The following is an 18,626-nucleotide window of genomic DNA, read 5'->3' on the forward strand; positions in this document are numbered from 1 at the left end:
GGGAATCATCCCATCTCCAGCCTGTGGCCTCAGACGAGTTCCAGCGCCACGGCCGTGGCCTCGCCACCGCCAATGCACAGCGTGGCCAGGCCCTTGGTCAGGCCGCGCGCCTTGAGGGCGTGGATCAGCGTGACCATGATGCGCGCGCCGCTGGCGCCAATGGGGTGGCCCAGCGCGCAGGCGCCGCCGTTCACGTTGACCTTGTCGTGGGGCAGATCCAGCTCCTTCATCAGCGCCATGGGCACCACGGCAAAGGCTTCGTTGATTTCCCACAGCTGCACGTCGCCCACTTGCCAGCCGGCCTTGGCCAGTGCCTTTTGCGTGGCGCCCAGCGGGGCGGTGGCAAACCACTCGGGCTCTTGCGCGTGCGTGGCGTGGCTCACGATGCGGGCCAGGGGCTTGGCGCCCAGCTTCTTGGCGGTGGACTCGCGCATCATCACCAGCGCGGCCGCGCCGTCGTTGATGCTGGAGCTGGAGGCGGCGGTGATGGTGCCGTCTTTCTTGAACGCGGGCTTGAGCGTGGCGATCTTTTCGAGCTTGACCTTGCCGGGGCCTTCGTCCACCGACACCACGCGCTCGCCGCTGCGGTCTTTCACGGTCACGGGCACGATCTCGGCCGCGAACGCGCCGGATTCGGTGGCCGCCTTGGCGCGCTGCACGCTGGCGGTAGCAAACGCGTCTTGCTGCTCGCGGGTGAACTGGTACTTTGCAGCGCAGTCTTCGCCAAAGGTGCCCATACTGCGGCCCGCTTCGTACGCGTCTTCCAGGCCGTCGAGCATCATGTGGTCGAAGATGCGATCATGGCCCAGGCGGTAGCCCCCACGGCCTTTTTGCAGCAGGTAGGGGGCGTTGGTCATGCTCTCCATGCCGCCCGCCACCATCACGTCGTGCGTGCCGGCCAGCAGCATGTCGTGCGCCATCATCGCGGCCTTCATGCCGGAGCCGCACATCTTGCTGAGGGTGACAGCACCCGCGCCCTTGGGCAGCCCACCCTTGAAGGCCGCTTGGCGCGCAGGCGCCTGACCCTGGCCGGCCATCAGGCAGTTGCCAAACAGCACTTCGCCCACAGCGTCGGGCGAGACACCGGCGCGCTCAATGGCGGCCTTGATGGCCGCACCGCCCAGGTCGTGCGCAGCCAGGCTGGAGAAGTCGCCCTGCAGCGAGCCCATGGGGGTGCGTGCGGCGCCGACGATGACGATGGGGTCTTGGATGGACATGGTGAAGGTCTCCTGGGTAAGGGTCAGAGGAAAAGGGGTGGGTGACAATTGGGGCTTGGCGGGCGCTCAGCCCGCCGCCGCGCGCTGCGCAAAGCGCCGCTCCGGGTCGTAAGGGAACACATCGAGCATCTGGCCGGCCTGGATGCGCTCCTTGTGCGACTGCCAGAACGCGGCATCGAGCAGGTCGGCGTGGTGCTGCATGAAGACCTCGCGCACCGCATCGTTGCCCAGCAGGAAGGGGCCAAAGGTCTCGGGGAACACATCGCGCGGGCCCACGCTGTACCAGACCTCGCCGCTCATCTCTTCTTCCTCGTTGCGCGGCGTGGGCACGCGGCGGAAGTTGCAGTCGGTGAGGTATTCAATCTCGTCGTAGTCGTAGAACACGACCTTGCCGTTGCGCGTGACGCCAAAGTTCTTCCACAGCATGTCGCCGGGGAAGATGTTGGCGGCCACGAGGTCTTTGATGGCGTTGCCGTATTCGATGACGCTGTGCTCCATCTGCTGGCGTGCGCGCGGGTCGGACAAGCCGGTATCGAACGCTTCCTGCAGGTAGATGTTGAGCGGGATCATGCGCCGCTCGATATAGAGGTGCTTGATGATCACCTCGGTCTGGCCGTCGCCATCTCGATCACTGATTTCGAGCTGGCTGGGGGCGAACTTCTCGATCTCGGCAATCAGGGCATCGTCAAAGCGGTCGCGGGGGAAGGCAACCTCGCTGTACTCCAGCGTGTCGGCCATGCGGCCTACGCGGTCGTGCTGCTTGACCAGCAGGTACTTGGCCTTGATCTGTTCGCGCGTGGTTTCCTTCTGGTGCGGAAAGTAGTCCTTGATGAGCTTGAACACGAACGGGAAGCTCGGCAGGTCGAACACCAGCATCACCATGCCCTTGATGCCCGGCGCGATGCGGAACTGGTCACTGGAATGCTTCAGGTGGTACAGGAAGTCGCGGTAGAACAGTGTCTTGCCTTGCTTGGCCAGGCCCAGGGCGTTGTAGATCTCGGCCCGCGGCTTGCGCGGCATGAGGCTGCGCAAGAACTGCACGTAGGCGCTGGGGATCTCCATGTCCACCATGAAGTAGGCGCGGGCAAAGCTGAACAGCATCTGCATGTCGTCTTCGCCAAACAGGGCCGCGTCGATGTAAAGCCTGCCGCTGTCGTCATGCAGGATGGGCAGCGCAAACGGCACCTCGTTGAAGCCGTTGATGATCTTGCCCACCACATACGCGCCCTTGTTGCGAAAGAACAGGCTGGTGAGCACCTGGATCTGGAAGTTGGTGCGCAACCGCACCTTGTCGAGACGGCTGCGCATGGCGGCCACCACACAGCCGGTGTCGCGCGGGAGGTCGGCAAACTCGCGCTGGAGCTGGAAGTTCTCGACGATGGCCTGAAAGGTGTCGCCCAGCGTCTCGCGTGTGGGGTAGTAGGCGCGGTAGGTGGGCCGCGCGGCGGGCTCGTCGTTCTCGATGTATTCGGTGCTCACGGCAGGCCGCACAAAGATGAAGTCGTTGTGGAAATGCGTGCGGTGCAGGATCTTGGTGGTGACCGAGTTGAAGAAGGTCTCGGCCAGCTCGGGCTGGTGGTGGTTGACCAGCAAGCCGATGTAATGCAGCTTGACCTGGTGCCACACATCCATGGGCTGCGCGCCGGCCTCGAACTCTTTCTCCAGGCGGCGCACGCATTCCTTCACCCGCAGGTCGTAGAACTCGATGCGCTCGCGCTGCGCCCGCTGTTGGCCATGCCAGTCGGCGGTTTCAAAGCGGTGCTTGGCCCGCGCGGACTCGGTGCGGAACAGCCGGTAGTGGCGGTTGAAGCCGTCCATCATGGCCTTGGCAATGCCATAGGCCTGGGGGGCATCCAGGCGTTGCGGGAACATGGTGGCAGGCATCCTTGTCAGCGCAACCGTCGCATGCGTGGTGGGGCGCCCTGCTTACTGCCGCCGGGTGGCAGCCACGCCGGCTATCGCTGCCTTGTACAGCGATTCCAGGCCTTCGGTGCTGTCCACCGACATGTGCAGGTTGTTGATCAGCCCGTCCTTGAGCCCGTAACACCAGCCATGCAGGGTCACCTTCTGGCCGCGGCCCCAGGCGTCCAGCATGACGGTGGTCTGGGCGATGTTCACCACCTGTTCGATGGCATTCAGCTCGCACAGCACGTCATGGCGCCATTCGGGCGCGGTGGCGGCGATCAGCTCGCGGTGGCGGTCGCGCACATCGGTCACGTGGCGGATCCAGTTGTCGGCCAGGCCCACGCGCGTGCCCTGCAGCGCGGCGAGCACGCCGCCGCAGCCGTAGTGCCCCACCACCATCAGGTGCTCCACCTGCAACTGGTCCACCGCGTACTGGATGGTGGACAGGCAGTTCAGGTCCGTGGGCACCACCACGTTGGCCACATTGCGGTGCACGAACACTTCGCCCGGCTCCAGCCCGGTGATCTGGTTGGCGGGCACCCGGCTGTCGGAGCAGCCGATCCACATGTACTTGGGCTTCTGCTGCGCCAGCAGGCTGGTGAAGAAGCCAGGCCGCTCCCGCTCCATCTGGGCCGCCCAGGCGCGGTTGTGAACAAACAGGTCGTCGATGGAGGAGGGCATGGGGTCCTTGCGGTGAAAGGTTGGCGTTACGGAGAGGTCAGCAGGTTTCGGCAAACAGCTCGCGGCCGATCAGCATGCGGCGGATCTCGCTGGTGCCCGCGCCAATCTCATACAGCTTGGCATCGCGCCAGAGGCGGCCCAGCGGGTACTCGTTGATGTAGCCATTGCCACCATAGATCTGCACGCCTTCGCCCGCCATCCAGGTGGCCTTTTCGGCACACCAGAGGATGACGCTGGCGCAGTCCTTGCGAACCTGGCGCACATGGTCAGTCCCGAGCATGTCGAGGTTCTTGGCCACGGTGTAGGCGAACGAGCGCCCCGCCTGCAGCACGGTGTACATGTCGGCCACCTTGCCCTGGATAAGCTGGAATTCGCCAATGCTTTGGCCGAACTGCTTGCGGTCGTGAATGTAAGGGATCACGTTGTCCATGACCGACTGCATGATGCCCAGCGGCCCGCCGGTGAGCACGGCGCGTTCGTAGTCCAGGCCACTCATCAGCACCTTGGCGCCGTTGTTCACGCCCCCCAGCACGTTCTCTGCGGGCACTTCTACATCCTGGAACACCAACTCACCCGTGTGGCTGCCGCGCATGCCCAGCTTGTCAAGCTTTTGGGCGATGGAGAAGCCCTTCATGCCCTTTTCGATCAGGAAGGCCGTGACGCCGCGTGCGCCCATTTCAGGCTCGGTCTTGGCGTAGACCACCAGCGTGTCGGCATCCGGGCCGTTGGTGATCCACATCTTGCTGCCATTGAGCAGGTAGTAGCCGCCCTTGTCTTCGGCCTTGAGCTTCATGCTGATCACGTCAGAGCCTGCGCCGGGTTCGCTCATGGCCAGCGCGCCCACATGCTCGCCGCTGATAAGCTTGGGCAGGTACTTGGCCTTTTGGGCCTCGTTGCCGTTGCGGTTGATCTGGTTCACACACAGGTTGCTGTGCGCACCGTAGGACAAGCCCACCGAGGCGCTGGCGCGCGAGATTTCCTCCATGGCGACCATGTGGGCCAGGTAGCCCATGGCGGCGCCACCGTATTGCTCTGGCGCCGTGATGCCCAGTACGCCCAGGTCGCCCATCTTGCGCCACAGGTCCATGGGGAACTGGTCGTTGCGGTCAATCTCGGCCGCGCGCGGCGCGATTTCGGCCTGTGCAAAGTCGCGCACGGCGTCGCGCAGGGCATCGATGTCTTCGCCCAGCTGGAAGTTGAGGCCGGGCAGGTTGGCGGGAATGCTCATGGGGTTTGTCTCCTCGTAGAAGGTGGGGAAATGGGCAGGGCTCAGCCCTGGATGTTGTCGCGTCCGGTCACCGCCATCAGGGTGCAGCCCATGGTGGCGACCAGCTTTTCTTGGTTGCCGTCGATGGCGAAGGCGCGGCCCTCACAGACGGTGATGGTGCGGCCGGGCTTCAGCACCCGCCCTTCCATGCGGAACCGCTCGCCTTTGGCAGGGGCCAGCAGATTGATCTTGAATTCGATGGTGAGCACGGCGGCATCGGCCGCCATGAGAGTGAAACCGGCATATCCGCAGGCCGAATCCAGGGCGGTGGACACCATGCCCGCATGGAGAAAACCATGCTGCTGGGTCAGCGCGGGAGCCCAGGGAAGTTCAATGTCCACAGCACCCGGCGCCACCAACCCGAGCGACGCGCCAAGCGTCTGCATAGCCCCCTGCCGCGCGAAGCTATCGCGCACGCGGTCGGCAAAGTCGATGCAACGCGGCTCAAAGGTGGGGGTGCTCACTGCAGTCTCCTGATTTACGTTTACGTAAACGTCAATTATGGATCAATTTTGCTTTTCTACCTTGGCCAGTAGCGAGCGCGCCTCTTCTTCGTGCTCGCGCACCTCTTCCAGATTGGCCTGCAAATCGGCCATTTGCTCTTCGAGCTGTTTGCGATGAACCACCAGCACGTCCAGGAACTTGCGGAGCTGTACGCCGGTGTCACGGGGGCTGTCATAGAGATCGATGATCTCCTTGGCCTCGGTGAGAGACAGACCCAGGCGCTTGGCTCGCAACGTCAAGCGCAGCCGCGTGCGGTCGCGTGCGCTGTAAACCCGGTTGCGGCCTGCGGCGCCGGTGCGCTCCGGCTGCAACAAGCCCATGTCTTCATAAAAACGGATCGCCCGGGTGGTGAGATCAAACTCTTTGGCGAGGTCACTGATGGTGTATGTATTGGCCATGGTGGGTGCTGCACGCAGCGGTATCGGGTTCGCACAGGAGACAGTCGTATGGCGGCTGCTCTCTACAATGCATCGAGTGCATGACGTTTACGTTAACGTCAATGCTAACCCATCACACTGCCTCCATGAATCCACTCGAACACCAGATCCACTACCCGCTCGGCGACGCGCTCCCCGCCGAGGGCGCCACCCTGGAAGTCGCACCTGGAGTGCGCTGGGTCCGCATGGGCCTGCCCTTTGCACTGGATCACATCAATCTGTGGCTGTTGCGCGATCGTCAGCCAGATGCTGGCGGCACGCCGGTAGACGGGTGGACCATCGTGGATTGCTGCATCGACAGCGCTGCAACCCGCGCCCAGTGGGAGCAAGTCTTTGCGAACTGCCTGGAGGGGCTACCCATCCTGCGCGTCATCGTGACCCACATGCATCCAGACCATATCGGGCTGGCGCACTGGCTGTGCGAGCGCTGGAATGTGCGCTTGTGGATCAGTGCCACCGACTACAACGTGGCACGCGTTGCTGTCTATGACCCGCAGGGGTTTGGCGGGGAAGCAGGGGCGGATTTTTATGCGTTGCACGGTGCGCGAGACGCGTCATTTCTGGACCATGTGCGTGGCCGTTCATCGTACTTTCCAACCTTGGTCCCCGCATTGCCAGGCCGCTTTCACCGCCTCATGGATGGCGACATCCTCAACATCGGTGGACGCGCCTGGCGCTGCATCAGCGGTTATGGCCACGCACCTGAGCACATGGCATTGTTTTGCGCTGAGCTCACTACACTGATCAGCGGAGACATGGTGTTGCCGCGTATATCGACCAATGTCAGTGTCCATGCCAGCGAGCCCGAAGCCAACCCGCTGCAGTTGTTTTTAGACTCCTTGCTGCGCTATCTTGACCTTCCGGAGAGCACGTTGGTACTGCCATCGCACGGCAAGCCATTCACAGGGCTGGCCACCCGCATCACACAACTCCAAGACCATCACCGAGAGCGGCTTGAGGAAATCCTGCAGGCGGCAGGTGACCACGCCCTGAGTGCTGCGGATACTTTGCCGATTCTCTTTAAGCGCAAGTTAGACACGCATCAGATGACTTTCGCCATGGGAGAGGCTTTGGCGCATCTGCACTATCTGTGGATGGAAGGGAAGCTCGAGCGTTTTCTCGATCAGGGTAGTGTTCAAAGATTTCGCGCAGTGAGTTTTGAATAGATATCGCCGCAGGTACCTCTCATGTGCTCGTCGATTGGAGATAAGAATGAACGCCGCCTCTCGCGAGGTTCTCCCGATCGGTTCACTCTGTGTTCGATGGGAGGAAATGGATTTGTCCCAATTTGTCGGCGCTGATCTCAACGGCCCGAGTAGCTTAGGTATGCGCGCGTCTTGCAGCCCGATGAGGCGGAGGCCGATCAAGTAGACCGTGTCCCCCTTGTGCTGAGTAGCGTCTATTGCTGTTGACGCATTGTTGGTACCTACAAAGCAAAAAACCCCAGTCTTTATGAGACTGGGGTTTTCTGGGCTGTAAGAGCCTGACGATGACCTACTTTCACACGGGAACCCGCACTATCATCGGCGCAAAGTCGTTTCACTGTCCTGTTCGGGATGGGAAGGAGTGGGACCAACTTGCTATGGTCATCAGGCATAACTTGTTGTCGTGCTGCCTTTGGGGCAACACAACGAATTCATAGAGTCTGGAATCAGATTTTGTGTCTTTTGACTGCGTCTAACTTGGCATAACAGACTTTGAGCTTTTCACACAACCATTGTGGTGTGCGTGTTGGCTATCAAAGTTATAGGGTCAAGCCGCACGAGCAATTAGTACTGGTTAGCTTAACGCATTACTGCGCTTCCACACCCAGCCTATCAACGTCCTGGTCTTGAACGACTCTTTAGGGGGCTCAAGGCCCCGGCAGATCTCATCTTGAAACGAGTTTCCCGCTTAGATGCTTTCAGCGGTTATCTCTTCCACACTTAGCTACTCGGCAATGCCACTGGCGTGACAACCGATACACCAGAGGTGTGTCCACTCCGGTCCTCTCGTACTAGGAGCAGGCTTCCTCAAATCTGCAGCGCCCACGGAAGATAGGGACCAAACTGTCTCACGACGTTTTAAACCCAGCTCACGTACCTCTTTAAATGGCGAACAGCCATACCCTTGGGACCGGCTACAGCCCCAGGATGAGATGAGCCGACATCGAGGTGCCAAACACCGCCGTCGATATGAACTCTTGGGCGGTATCAGCCTGTTATCCCCAGAGTACCTTTTATCCGTTGAGCGATGGCCCTTCCATACAGAACCACCGGATCACTATGTCCTGCTTTCGCATCTGCTCGACTTGTCAGTCTCGCAGTTAAGCACGCTTATGCCATTGCACTATCGTCACGATGTCCGACCGTAACTAGCGTACCTTCGAACTCCTCCGTTACGCTTTGGGAGGAGACCGCCCCAGTCAAACTGCCTACCATGCACTGTCCCCGATCCAGATAATGGACCTAGGTTAGAACCTCAAACACACCAGGGTGGTATTTCAACGTTGGCTCCATGAGAACTAGCGTCCTCACTTCAAAGCCTCCCACCTATCCTACACAGATCTGTTCAAAGTCCAATACAAAGCTACAGTAAAGGTTCATGGGGTCTTTCCGTCTTTCCGCGGGGAGATTGCATCATCACAAACATTTCAACTTCGCTGAGTCTCAGGAGGAGACAGTGTGGCCATCGTTACGCCATTCGTGCAGGTCGGAACTTACCCGACAAGGAATTTCGCTACCTTAGGACCGTTATAGTTACGGCCGCCGTTTACTGGGACTTCAATCAAGAGCTTGCACCCCATCATTTAATCTTCCAGCACCGGGCAGGCGTCACACCCTATACGTCCACTTTCGTGTTTGCAGAGTGCTGTGTTTTTATTAAACAGTCGCAGCCACCGATTTTTTGCAACCCCGTTGGGCTCCCTCTGTACGAGTTCACCTACTTGGGGCATACCTTCTCCCGAAGTTACGGTATCAATTTGCCGAGTTCCTTCTCCTGAGTTCTCTCAAGCGCCTTAGAATACTCATCTCGCGCACCAGTGTCGGTTTGCGGTACGGTCGTCAATAGCTGAAGCTTAGTGGCTTTTCCTGGAAGCAGGGTATCACTCACTTCGTCTGCAAGCAGACTCGTTATCACCCCTCATCTAAGCCCGGCGGATTTGCCTACCAGGCACGACTACAGGCTTGAACCAACATATCCAACAGTTGGCTGAGCTAACCTTCTCCGTCCCCACATCGCACTATTGATCGGTACAGGAATATTGACCTGTTTCCCATCAGCTACGCATCTCTGCCTCGCCTTAGGGGCCGACTCACTCTACGCCGATGAACGTTGCGTAGAAAACCTTGCGCTTACGGCGAGGGGGCTTTTCACCCCCTTTAACGCTACTCATGTCAGCATTCGCACTTCTGATACCTCCAGCATCCGTTACCAGACACCTTCACAGGCCTACAGAACGCTCTCCTACCACTTGCAATAAATTGCAAATCCGCAGCTTCGGTAACTGGCTTAGCCCCGTTACATCTTCCGCGCAGGACGACTCGATCAGTGAGCTATTACGCTTTCTTTAAATGATGGCTGCTTCTAAGCCAACATCCTGACTGTTTTAGCCTTCCCACTTCGTTTCCCACTTAGCCAATTTTAGGGACCTTAGCTGGCGGTCTGGGTTGTTTCCCTCTTGAGTCCGGACGTTAGCACCCGGTGCTCTGTCTCCCAAGCTGTACTCTGCGGTATTCGGAGTTTGCATAGGTTTGGTAAGTCGCCATGACCCCCTAGCCTAAACAGTGCTCTACCCCCGCAGGTAATACTTGAGGCACTACCTAAATAGTTTTCGGAGAGAACCAGCTATTTCCAAGTTTGTTTAGCCTTTCACCCCTATCCACAGCTCATCCCCTAGTTTTGCAACACTAGTGGGTTCGGACCTCCAGTACCTGTTACGGCACCTTCATCCTGGCCATGGATAGATCACTTGGTTTCGGGTCTACACCCAGCGACTGATTCGCCCTATTCGGACTCGATTTCTCTACGGCTTCCCTATTCGGTTAACCTTGCCACTGAATGTAAGTCGCTGACCCATTATACAAAAGGTACGCAGTCACCCTTGCGGGCTCCTACTTTTTGTAAGCATGCGGTTTCAGGATCTATTTCACTCCCCTCCCGGGGTTCTTTTCGCCTTTCCCTCACGGTACTGGTTCACTATCGGTCGATTACGAGTATTTAGCCTTGGAGGATGGTCCCCCCATATTCAGACAGGATTTCTCGTGTCCCGCCCTACTTTTCTCTAACTTAGTACCACACGTCTGTTTTCGCATACAGGGCTATCACCTGCTATGGCCGGGCTTTCCATCCCGTTTTGCTAACAGTCGTGCTATCACTAGAAGGCTCTTCCGATTTCGCTCGCCACTACTTTCGGAATCTCGGTTGATGTCTTTTCCTCGAGCTACTGAGATGTTTCAGTTCACCCGGTTCGCCTCGCATACCTATGTATTCAGTATGCGATACCTCTTGCGAGGTGGGTTTCCCCATTCAGAAATCTCCGGATCAAAGCTTATTTGCCAGCTCCCCGAAGCTTATCGCAGGCTATCACGTCTTTCGTCGCCTGTAATCGCCAAGGCATCCACCACATGCTCTTAGTCACTTGACCCTATAACTTTGACATCTCTTTCAAGATATCGCCATCATCTTCAAGGACTTGTCAGGTCTTTCACCTGACGCGTTATGCCGTAATGTGAATAATTCCTCGATATCACTATCAAGAAACATTCGTCATTACTGAGTTCAAATTACTTCGCAATCACTTTCGTAATCACGTTTGCTCATTGAACATTCGTTTTGACGCAATCAAAAATTTGTCACCAGGGGCACGGTCTGCACTAAACCTTTACGAATGTGCAGTTTCCCCTAGCAACTCTGATTTCGACTCTATGAATTTTTAAAGAACAGCCGATTGATCAATCGATATTGATCAACAACAAAGCAGCCTTTTGCAAAGCAGCTTTGGTGTTGAAGTCCCGAAGTGTGGTTGGTGGAGGATGACGGGATCGAACCGACGACCCCCTGCTTGCAAAGCAGGTGCTCTCCCAGCTGAGCTAATCCCCCAGTGTCCTCTTACCGTATCCAGTCATCGGAATTTGGTGGGTCTAGTTGGGCTCGAACCAACGACCCCCGCCTTATCAAGACGGTGCTCTAACCAGCTGAGCTACAGACCCATTCCACATTCTTGCGAATCCCTTCGCAGGTCTGCGGCTTGTTCCAACAACCGATAAGTGTGGGCGTTCAATATTGAATGCAGTTTTCCAGAAAGGAGGTGATCCAGCCGCACCTTCCGATACGGCTACCTTGTTACGACTTCACCCCAGTCACGAACCCTGCCGTGGTAATCGCCCTCCTTACGGTTAGGCTAACTACTTCTGGCAGAACCCGCTCCCATGGTGTGACGGGCGGTGTGTACAAGACCCGGGAACGTATTCACCGCGACATTCTGATCCGCGATTACTAGCGATTCCGACTTCACGCAGTCGAGTTGCAGACTGCGATCCGGACTACGACTGGCTTTATGGGATTGGCTCCCCCTCGCGGGTTGGCAACCCTCTGTACCAGCCATTGTATGACGTGTGTAGCCCCACCTATAAGGGCCATGAGGACTTGACGTCATCCCCACCTTCCTCCGGTTTGTCACCGGCAGTCTCATTAGAGTGCCCAACTGAATGTAGCAACTAATGACAAGGGTTGCGCTCGTTGCGGGACTTAACCCAACATCTCACGACACGAGCTGACGACAGCCATGCAGCACCTGTGTTACGGCTCTCTTTCGAGCACTCCTCTATCTCTAAAGGATTCCGTACATGTCAAAGGTGGGTAAGGTTTTTCGCGTTGCATCGAATTAAACCACATCATCCACCGCTTGTGCGGGTCCCCGTCAATTCCTTTGAGTTTCAACCTTGCGGCCGTACTCCCCAGGCGGTCAACTTCACGCGTTAGCTTCGTTACTGAGTCAGTGAAGACCCAACAACCAGTTGACATCGTTTAGGGCGTGGACTACCAGGGTATCTAATCCTGTTTGCTCCCCACGCTTTCGTGCATGAGCGTCAGTACAGGCCCAGGGGATTGCCTTCGCCATCGGTGTTCCTCCGCATATCTACGCATTTCACTGCTACACGCGGAATTCCATCCCCCTCTGCCGTACTCTAGCTATGCAGTCACAAATGCAGTTCCCAGGTTGAGCCCGGGGATTTCACATCTGTCTTACATAACCGCCTGCGCACGCTTTACGCCCAGTAATTCCGATTAACGCTCGCACCCTACGTATTACCGCGGCTGCTGGCACGTAGTTAGCCGGTGCTTATTCTTACGGTACCGTCATGGACCCCAGGTATTAACCAGAGTCTTTTCGTTCCGTACAAAAGCAGTTTACAACCCGAAGGCCTTCATCCTGCACGCGGCATGGCTGGATCAGGCTTGCGCCCATTGTCCAAAATTCCCCACTGCTGCCTCCCGTAGGAGTCTGGGCCGTGTCTCAGTCCCAGTGTGGCTGGTCGTCCTCTCAGACCAGCTACAGATCGTCGGCTTGGTAAGCTTTTATCCCACCAACTACCTAATCTGCCATCGGCCGCTCCGTGAGCGCAAGGCCTTGCGGTCCCCTGCTTTCATCCTGAGATCGTATGCGGTATTAGCAAAGCTTTCGCTTCGTTATCCCCCACTCTCGGGCACGTTCCGATGTATTACTCACCCGTTCGCCACTCGTCAGCATCCGAAGACCTGTTACCGTTCGACTTGCATGTGTAAGGCATGCCGCCAGCGTTCAATCTGAGCCAGGATCAAACTCTACAGTTCGATCTTGATTTTTTCGCTCTTTCGAGCAACTCATAATTAAGAATTGAAGTGAACTTCACTTCTCTCTCATGAGCGTTTGTAGTGCTAAGCACTAGTTCCAAAGAACTTGGCACTCGCCATCAAACGCCCACGCTTATCGGCTGTATATTTTTAAAGACCCCGCAAAACAAATCAGACCAAAATCTTCTTCATTTTGCAAACCTCGCTGCGATCAGCGAAGCCTTGAATTATAGCACAGTTTTTGAAGAACTGTCAAAACTTTTTGTTTTTCTTCACCCCGTCTTGGCAACTCCTGCAACCTGCAGCAACCACCTCCACCGAGCGAAGCCTTGTATTCTATACCGGTTTTTAACCCACCCAGAACACAAAACCAAACTTTCTTCGCCATCCCTCAAAGCCACCTGCAGCAGCACCGAAGCACCACCACAAACCACCCAGAGAACCTGAACACTTTTGCACTCAGGCCTCAGTAGCGAAGCCCTCGACTATAGCACGCTTCACACCACAGAGCAGGGAAAACCCGCAAATCGCATCAAAATCAACGCAGACCACCAGCGCAGCAACCAGCAACAGACTCCACAGCGTCTGTTTACCAAGGCGGCGTTCTTTCGGCGGGCGATCCCAGGCGCAGCATCAGTCGCCGCCTACCGAACGTCGCGTAAGCTGCTCTAGCTACAACCCATGCGAGCCGCTATTTCATCGACACCCACCATGACGGATTACACAGAGGCGGCACTAGAGCTCGCCCATGAAGCTCTCTACAGGACATCCCCCAACCCGCGCGTAGGCTGCGTACTCGTCGCCGAGGACGGCGCCATCATTGGCCAAGGGTCCACCCAACGCGCTGGGGGGCCTCATGCCGAGGTGATGGCGCTGCGGGACGCTGAGCAACGAGGCCACTCTCCTCAAGGCGCCACAGCTTACGTCACGCTAGAACCTTGCTCACACCACGGGCGCACAGGTCCTTGCTGCGATGCGCTCATTCAGGCGGGTGTCGCCAAGGTTGTCGCATCGATTGCCGACCCCAACCCCGCAGTGGCAGGCAATGGGTTCGCGCGCCTGCGTGCTGCGGGGGTAGCCGTAGAGGTGGGGCCAGGAGCGGAAGCATCCCGAGAGCTGAACCTGGGTTTTTTCAGCCGGATGATTCGAAAGACGCCTTGGGTCCGCATGAAGGCGGCCGCCTCGCTCGACGGTGTGACCGCCTTGCACAATGGAGCGAGCCAATGGATCACCGGCGCCGCTGCCCGAGCCGATGGACATGCCTGGCGCGCAAGGGCCTGCGCGGTACTGACGGGCAGCGGCACCGTACTCGCCGACAACCCGCGTTTGGATGTGCGGGATGTTCCCACAGAGCGTCAGCCTGCCCTCGTGCTGGTCGACAGCGCATTGGCGGTCCCCCTGGACGCCTTGCTTTTCGGGGCAAGCCGGCGGACCTATATCTATACAGCGGTTGCCAACGAAGAGAAGCGCAGCGCGCTAGAAGCCCTGGGCGCAACAGTGATCACCATGCCGAACAAGGCCGGCAAGGTGGATTTGCCCGCGATGCTGCAAGACTTGGGTCGGCGGGAGATCAATGAACTGCATGTAGAAGCGGGATACAAGCTCAATGGCTCACTGCTGCGCGAAGGGTTGATCGATGAGTTGCTGGTCTATCTGGCACCCAAGCTGATGGGGGAAGGCATGGGATTGGCTCAGATGTCTCCTCTGACGTCGCTGGCGGAGGCACATGCCCTCAGCTTCCATTCGGTGGAGCGGATCGGGGACGACTTGCGCATCCTCGCTCGCCTGCAGGGGCGCGACCGCTTCTGACGAAAACTCCGCTCAGTTTTTGATTTCAAAATTTGCCTGGTATTGCAGTCTGAACCGTCCAGTGACTAAGCCGTCGCTGGCTGGTGTTCCGCCCCGTCCAAGCGCGGCACGGATAATCCGGCCCTATGGCACTTATCACCTTACTGGACGCCCAACTCGCATTTGGGCACGTTGCACTGCTGGATCACGCCGGCTTTTCCCTGGAGACTGCGGAGCGGGTAGGCCTGATTGGCCGCAATGGCGCAGGGAAGTCTTCCCTTCTCAAAATCCTGGGAGGGCTTGCCAAACCGGACGATGGCTCGCTGCAAGTTCAACAAGGGGTACGCATTGCCTTCGTCGCGCAAGAGCCAACGCTGGACCCGAGTGCCACGATTTTCAAAGCAGCCTCAGAAGGGCTGCAGCGCGTGATTGCCATACGCGATCAATATCTGTCTGGGGCGGACGGCCTGGATCTGGACGCTTTGCAATCAGAGATCGAGGCCTACGATGCCTGGAACTGGGAGCAGCGCGTAGAAGAGACCCTGCAGAGACTGCACCTGGACCCTGAAGCGGTGGTGGGCACACTCTCTGGCGGCACCAAAAAGCGCGTGGCGCTGGCACAGGCGTTGGTGGCACGCCCTGACGTGTTGCTGCTGGACGAACCCACCAACCACCTGGATCTGGATTCCATCGAGTGGCTGGAGGACCTGTTGCTGGATTTCCCGGGCAGCGTCGTGACCATCACCCACGACCGGTCGTTCCTTGACCGTGTAGCCACCCGCATCGTGGAACTGGACCGCGGTCAGCTGCGCTCCTACCCGGGTAACTTTGCCCAGTACCAGATCCAGAAAGAGGAGCAACTGGCGCAGGAGGCGGTGATCGCCGCCAAGGCCGACAAGCTGCTGGCACAAGAAGAAGTGTGGATTCGGCGCGGTGTGGAAGCGCGCCGCACCCGCAGCCAGAGCCGCATCAGCCGCCTGGAGCAGTTGCGCGCCCGACGGGAGGCCCGCCGCGAAGTCGTGGGCAGCGTCCGCATGGACGTCGCCACCGGTAGTTCCAACGGGTATCAGGGCAAGATCGTGGCAGAACTGCAAGGGGTGAGCAAAGCCTTTGGGGACAAAACCATCGTCCACAACTTTTCCGGGACGATCCTGCGCGGGGACAAGGTAGGCCTGATCGGCCCGAACGGCGCAGGCAAAACCACGCTGCTCAAAATGATCCTGGGCGAGCTGCAGGCCGACAAAGGCACTATCCGGCAAGGAGCCAACCTGCAGGTCGCCTACTTTGACCAGATGCGTCATGCCGTGAACCTCGACGCCACGCTGGAAGACTTCATCAGCCCAGGCAGCGAATGGATCGAGATCGGCAACCAGCGCAAGCACGTCAAGAGCTATCTGAGCGACTTCCTGTTCTCCCCAGCGCGCGCCCACTCGCCGGTGCGATCACTGTCCGGCGGGGAACGCAACCGTCTGCTGCTCGCTCGGCTGTTCGCCCGGCCTGCCAATGTGCTGGTGCTGGATGAACCCACGAACGATCTGGACATCGACACCCTGGACCTGCTGGAAGAATTGCTCGCCAACTATGAAGGAACGGTGTTCTTGGTCAGCCATGACCGCACCTTCCTGGACAACGTGGTGACCAGCACCCTCGCCTTTGAAGGCAATGGCCTGTGGCGCGAGTACGAAGGCGGCGTGCAAGACTGGCTGCTGCAATCCAAGCGCAGCCGCTCGCTTCAAACCGGTGCCGCAGCGCCTGCCAAACCGTTCCCCACGGAAATTTCAGACAAAAACCCACCGGAGCGCACATCGAATAAGCCTGCGCAGCTATCAAAAAAGAAGCTTAGCTACAAAGAGCAGCGCGAACTGGAGCAGCTGCCCGACTTGATCAGTGCGCTGGAGGCTGAGCAGAAAACCCTCCATGACACACTGGCCGACGGGTCACTCTTTGGCACGGATCCGGCGCGCGCAGCCGCCATGACCAGCCGCGCTGCCGCCATCGACGAAGAGCTGATGACGGCGCTGGAGCGCTGGACAGCACTCTCAGAATAGTGACGAGTCTGCCCCCAACGCCAGGTAAAGAGGCAGACATTGCACAGCCCCCGCCAATAGCGGGCGATAGTCCTCAGATGCGATGGTGCAAACGGTCCGTCGTTCCGCGCAACCGGGCGATCAAGGCCGGAGCGATCTGCCCCAGCGGCAACACCTCATCGGCAGCGCCGTGGGCAATGGCCTCGCGCGGCATGCCAAACACGATGCAGGTTGCTTCGTCTTGCACGTAGTTGTAGCTGCCCGCATCTTTCATCTCCCGCATGGCCACCGCACCGTCATTGCCCATGCCTGTGAGCATGATGCCAAACGCGTTGCGCCCCACCACCGCCGCAGCGGACTTGAAGAGCACCTCGACCGAGGGCTTGTGGCGATTGACCGGCGGGCCGTCGTCCACCACCGCCACATAGTTGGCACCACTGCGGGCCACATGGAACTGGGTGCCTCCCGGCGCGATGTAGGCGTGGCCCGGCAGAATGCGCTCGCCATTCACCGCCTCCTTGACGGTGATCTGACACAACCCGTTCAAACGGGCCGCAAAACTGGTGGTGAACCCGGGGGGCATGTGCTGGGTGATAACGATCGCGGGTGAATCCGCAGGCATCTGGACGAGCACCTCCTTGATGGCCTCCGTGCCCCCGGTGGATGCGCCGATGCAGATGAGCTTTTCGGTGGAGAGACGCCCCAGCAGGCCCGCAGCCGGTGCGGCGTGAGCGACTGCTGCGCTTCCCGCCGAACCTGCGGCTGGGGCTGCATCACGCACCGGAGCGCGGCGCACCTGCGCCACGGCAGCAACGCGGATCTTGTCCACGATCTGCGCCGCCAAATCATTGAGCCCGCTGGCGAGCCCCACGCGCGGTTTGGCCACAAAGTCCACAGCGCCCAACTCCAGCGCCTTCATGGTGACCTCCGCGCCACGCTCGGTCAGCGTGGAGATCATCACCACCGGCGTGGGCCGCAGGCGCATGAGTCGCCCCAGAAAATCGATGCCATCCATGCGCGGCATCTCGACATCCAGGGTGATGACATCCGGATCCAGTTCGCGAATCATCTCGCGCGCCACCAGGGGGTCATTGGCGGTACCAATGCACTCCATGTCCCGCTGGCGATTGATGATCTCTGACAGCAGACTACGGACCAGCGCCGAATCGTCCACCACGATCACCCGGATTTTCCTGCTCATTCACTCCAACCTTTATCAAAACAGATCCACAGAACCACCCGATGTGGTCTTGGCCACGGTGGCCGCGTTGCCCCGGACCTCCTGGGCCACGAGTGCTTCGGGATGGGCATGTGCCAGCCGCTTCACCATCGCCTTGCCAGTCACCGGAAAGAAAACCACCTTACGCGGGTAGATGTCCAGCACGTCCTCGGAGACGATGGGAATGCGCTCGGTGTGCAGATAGTTCAGCACAAAATTCGTATTGCGCTCACCCACGTTCATGGTGGTGAAGTTGTGCATCACCTGGGCACCACCAAAAATTTTGGCCTGCATGGTTTCGCGGCGGGCCCCCAGCTTGAGCATTTCGTTGATCAACAACTCCATCGCATAGGAGCCATAACGCCCCGATGCATCCGCCAGGTCGCCGTCAGGTAGCATGAAATGGTTCATCCCTCCCACGCGTGCGCGACTGTCCCAGAGGCAGGCAGCGATGCAGGAACCGAGCACGGTCATGATGACCATGTTCTCATCCGACACAAAGTACTCGCCTGGCAGCACTTTCACAGCGTTGTGCTGGAAGTGGTGATCGAGATAGAAAAACGAGGCCTCTCCCGGCTTGCGGCTGCGGGCCTTGAGTTCCTGTAGCGAAGATTCCCTTGCGGGACCATTGCCTGATGCGTAGATGTCCGCACTCAGCGGTGCGATGCGCGGAGCGCGGCGCCTTTCGGCCGTGCCGGGCACCGCTGGAGCACTGGAAAGGGATGAACCTGTGGGAATGTTGGTCATGGGTGCAATGTGCAGGAC

At 58.8% G+C, this 18,626-nt stretch carries 11 protein-coding genes, 2 tRNA genes and 3 rRNA genes; 3 read left to right on the forward strand and 13 right to left on the reverse strand.

Features of this window, described 5'->3' with window-relative positions; genetic code table 11:
• Nucleotides 1-29: 29 nt before the first annotated feature.
• The 6 genes from C380_RS20605 to C380_RS20630 form a co-directional block, all read right to left on the reverse strand.
• Nucleotides 30-1,217 carry an acetyl-CoA C-acyltransferase gene (locus tag C380_RS20605; RefSeq protein WP_015015782.1) on the reverse strand — a complete coding sequence of 396 codons (1,188 nt, stop codon included), beginning with the start codon at nucleotides 1,215-1,217 and terminating at the stop codon, nucleotides 30-32.
• 66 nt (nucleotides 1,218-1,283) lie between these two features.
• A complete protein-coding gene (aceK, locus tag C380_RS20610) occupies nucleotides 1,284-3,089 on the reverse strand; it encodes a bifunctional isocitrate dehydrogenase kinase/phosphatase (RefSeq protein WP_015015783.1) in 1,806 nt (601 codons plus the stop codon).
• A gap of 54 nt (nucleotides 3,090-3,143) precedes the next feature.
• On the reverse strand, nucleotides 3,144-3,803 hold the full coding sequence (gene can, locus C380_RS20615) for a carbonate dehydratase (protein ID WP_015015784.1): 660 nt from the start codon (nucleotides 3,801-3,803) through the stop codon (nucleotides 3,144-3,146).
• Between the two features lie 37 nt (nucleotides 3,804-3,840).
• Nucleotides 3,841-5,031, reverse strand: a complete 1,191-nt coding sequence (locus tag C380_RS20620; protein WP_015015785.1) for an isovaleryl-CoA dehydrogenase — start codon at nucleotides 5,029-5,031, stop codon at nucleotides 3,841-3,843.
• Between the two features lie 41 nt (nucleotides 5,032-5,072).
• Nucleotides 5,073-5,534: a PaaI family thioesterase gene (locus tag C380_RS20625; RefSeq protein WP_015015786.1), complete on the reverse strand. Its 462-nt coding sequence runs from the start codon at nucleotides 5,532-5,534 to the stop codon at nucleotides 5,073-5,075.
• A gap of 42 nt (nucleotides 5,535-5,576) precedes the next feature.
• The gene (locus C380_RS20630) at nucleotides 5,577-5,972 is read right to left on the reverse strand and encodes a MerR family DNA-binding transcriptional regulator (RefSeq protein ID WP_015015787.1); all 396 of its coding nucleotides are present in this window, start codon (nucleotides 5,970-5,972) and stop codon (nucleotides 5,577-5,579) included.
• Nucleotides 5,973-6,097: 125 nt separating this feature from the next.
• On the opposite strand from C380_RS20630, the gene C380_RS20635 reads away from it, so the two are divergent.
• Nucleotides 6,098-7,177 carry an MBL fold metallo-hydrolase gene (locus C380_RS20635; protein WP_015015788.1) on the forward strand — a complete coding sequence of 360 codons (1,080 nt, stop codon included), beginning with the start codon at nucleotides 6,098-6,100 and terminating at the stop codon, nucleotides 7,175-7,177.
• A gap of 315 nt (nucleotides 7,178-7,492) precedes the next feature.
• On the opposite strand, the gene rrf is transcribed toward C380_RS20635, so the two are convergent.
• The 5 genes from rrf to C380_RS20660 form a co-directional block, all read right to left on the reverse strand.
• Nucleotides 7,493-7,605 (reverse strand): 5S ribosomal RNA (rrf, locus tag C380_RS20640).
• 154 nt (nucleotides 7,606-7,759) lie between these two features.
• A 23S ribosomal RNA gene (locus tag C380_RS20645) occupies nucleotides 7,760-10,638 on the reverse strand.
• A 379-nt stretch (nucleotides 10,639-11,017) separates the two neighbouring features.
• Nucleotides 11,018-11,093: transfer RNA gene (locus tag C380_RS20650), tRNA-Ala, on the reverse strand.
• 33 nt (nucleotides 11,094-11,126) lie between these two features.
• Nucleotides 11,127-11,203 (reverse strand) — tRNA-Ile (locus C380_RS20655).
• A 91-nt stretch (nucleotides 11,204-11,294) separates the two neighbouring features.
• Nucleotides 11,295-12,827, reverse strand: a 16S ribosomal RNA gene (locus C380_RS20660).
• The 16S, 23S and 5S rRNA genes sit together here with 2 tRNA genes alongside, the layout of an rRNA operon.
• Nucleotides 12,828-13,538: 711 nt before the next feature.
• On the opposite strand from C380_RS20660, the gene ribD reads away from it, so the two are divergent.
• Both ribD and C380_RS20670 read left to right on the forward strand, forming a co-directional pair.
• On the forward strand, nucleotides 13,539-14,636 hold the full coding sequence (gene ribD, locus C380_RS20665) for a bifunctional diaminohydroxyphosphoribosylaminopyrimidine deaminase/5-amino-6-(5-phosphoribosylamino)uracil reductase RibD (protein ID WP_043565697.1): 1,098 nt from the start codon (nucleotides 13,539-13,541) through the stop codon (nucleotides 14,634-14,636).
• A 125-nt stretch (nucleotides 14,637-14,761) separates the two neighbouring features.
• Nucleotides 14,762-16,663: an ATP-binding cassette domain-containing protein gene (locus C380_RS20670; protein ID WP_015015790.1), complete on the forward strand. Its 1,902-nt coding sequence runs from the start codon at nucleotides 14,762-14,764 to the stop codon at nucleotides 16,661-16,663.
• A 73-nt stretch (nucleotides 16,664-16,736) separates the two neighbouring features.
• On the opposite strand, the gene C380_RS20675 is transcribed toward C380_RS20670, so the two are convergent.
• Nucleotides 16,737-17,843, reverse strand: coding sequence for a chemotaxis response regulator protein-glutamate methylesterase (locus C380_RS20675; RefSeq protein WP_015015791.1), 1,107 nt, complete (start codon nucleotides 17,841-17,843; stop codon nucleotides 16,737-16,739).
• A 15-nt stretch (nucleotides 17,844-17,858) separates the two neighbouring features.
• On the reverse strand, nucleotides 17,859-18,608 hold the full coding sequence (cheD, locus tag C380_RS20680; protein ID WP_015015792.1) for a chemoreceptor glutamine deamidase CheD: 750 nt from the start codon (nucleotides 18,606-18,608) through the stop codon (nucleotides 17,859-17,861).
• Between the last annotated feature and the right edge of the window lie 18 nt (nucleotides 18,609-18,626).

Source organism: Acidovorax sp. KKS102, from assembly GCF_000302535.1.
Lineage (GTDB): Bacteria > Pseudomonadota > Gammaproteobacteria > Burkholderiales > Burkholderiaceae_C > Acidovorax.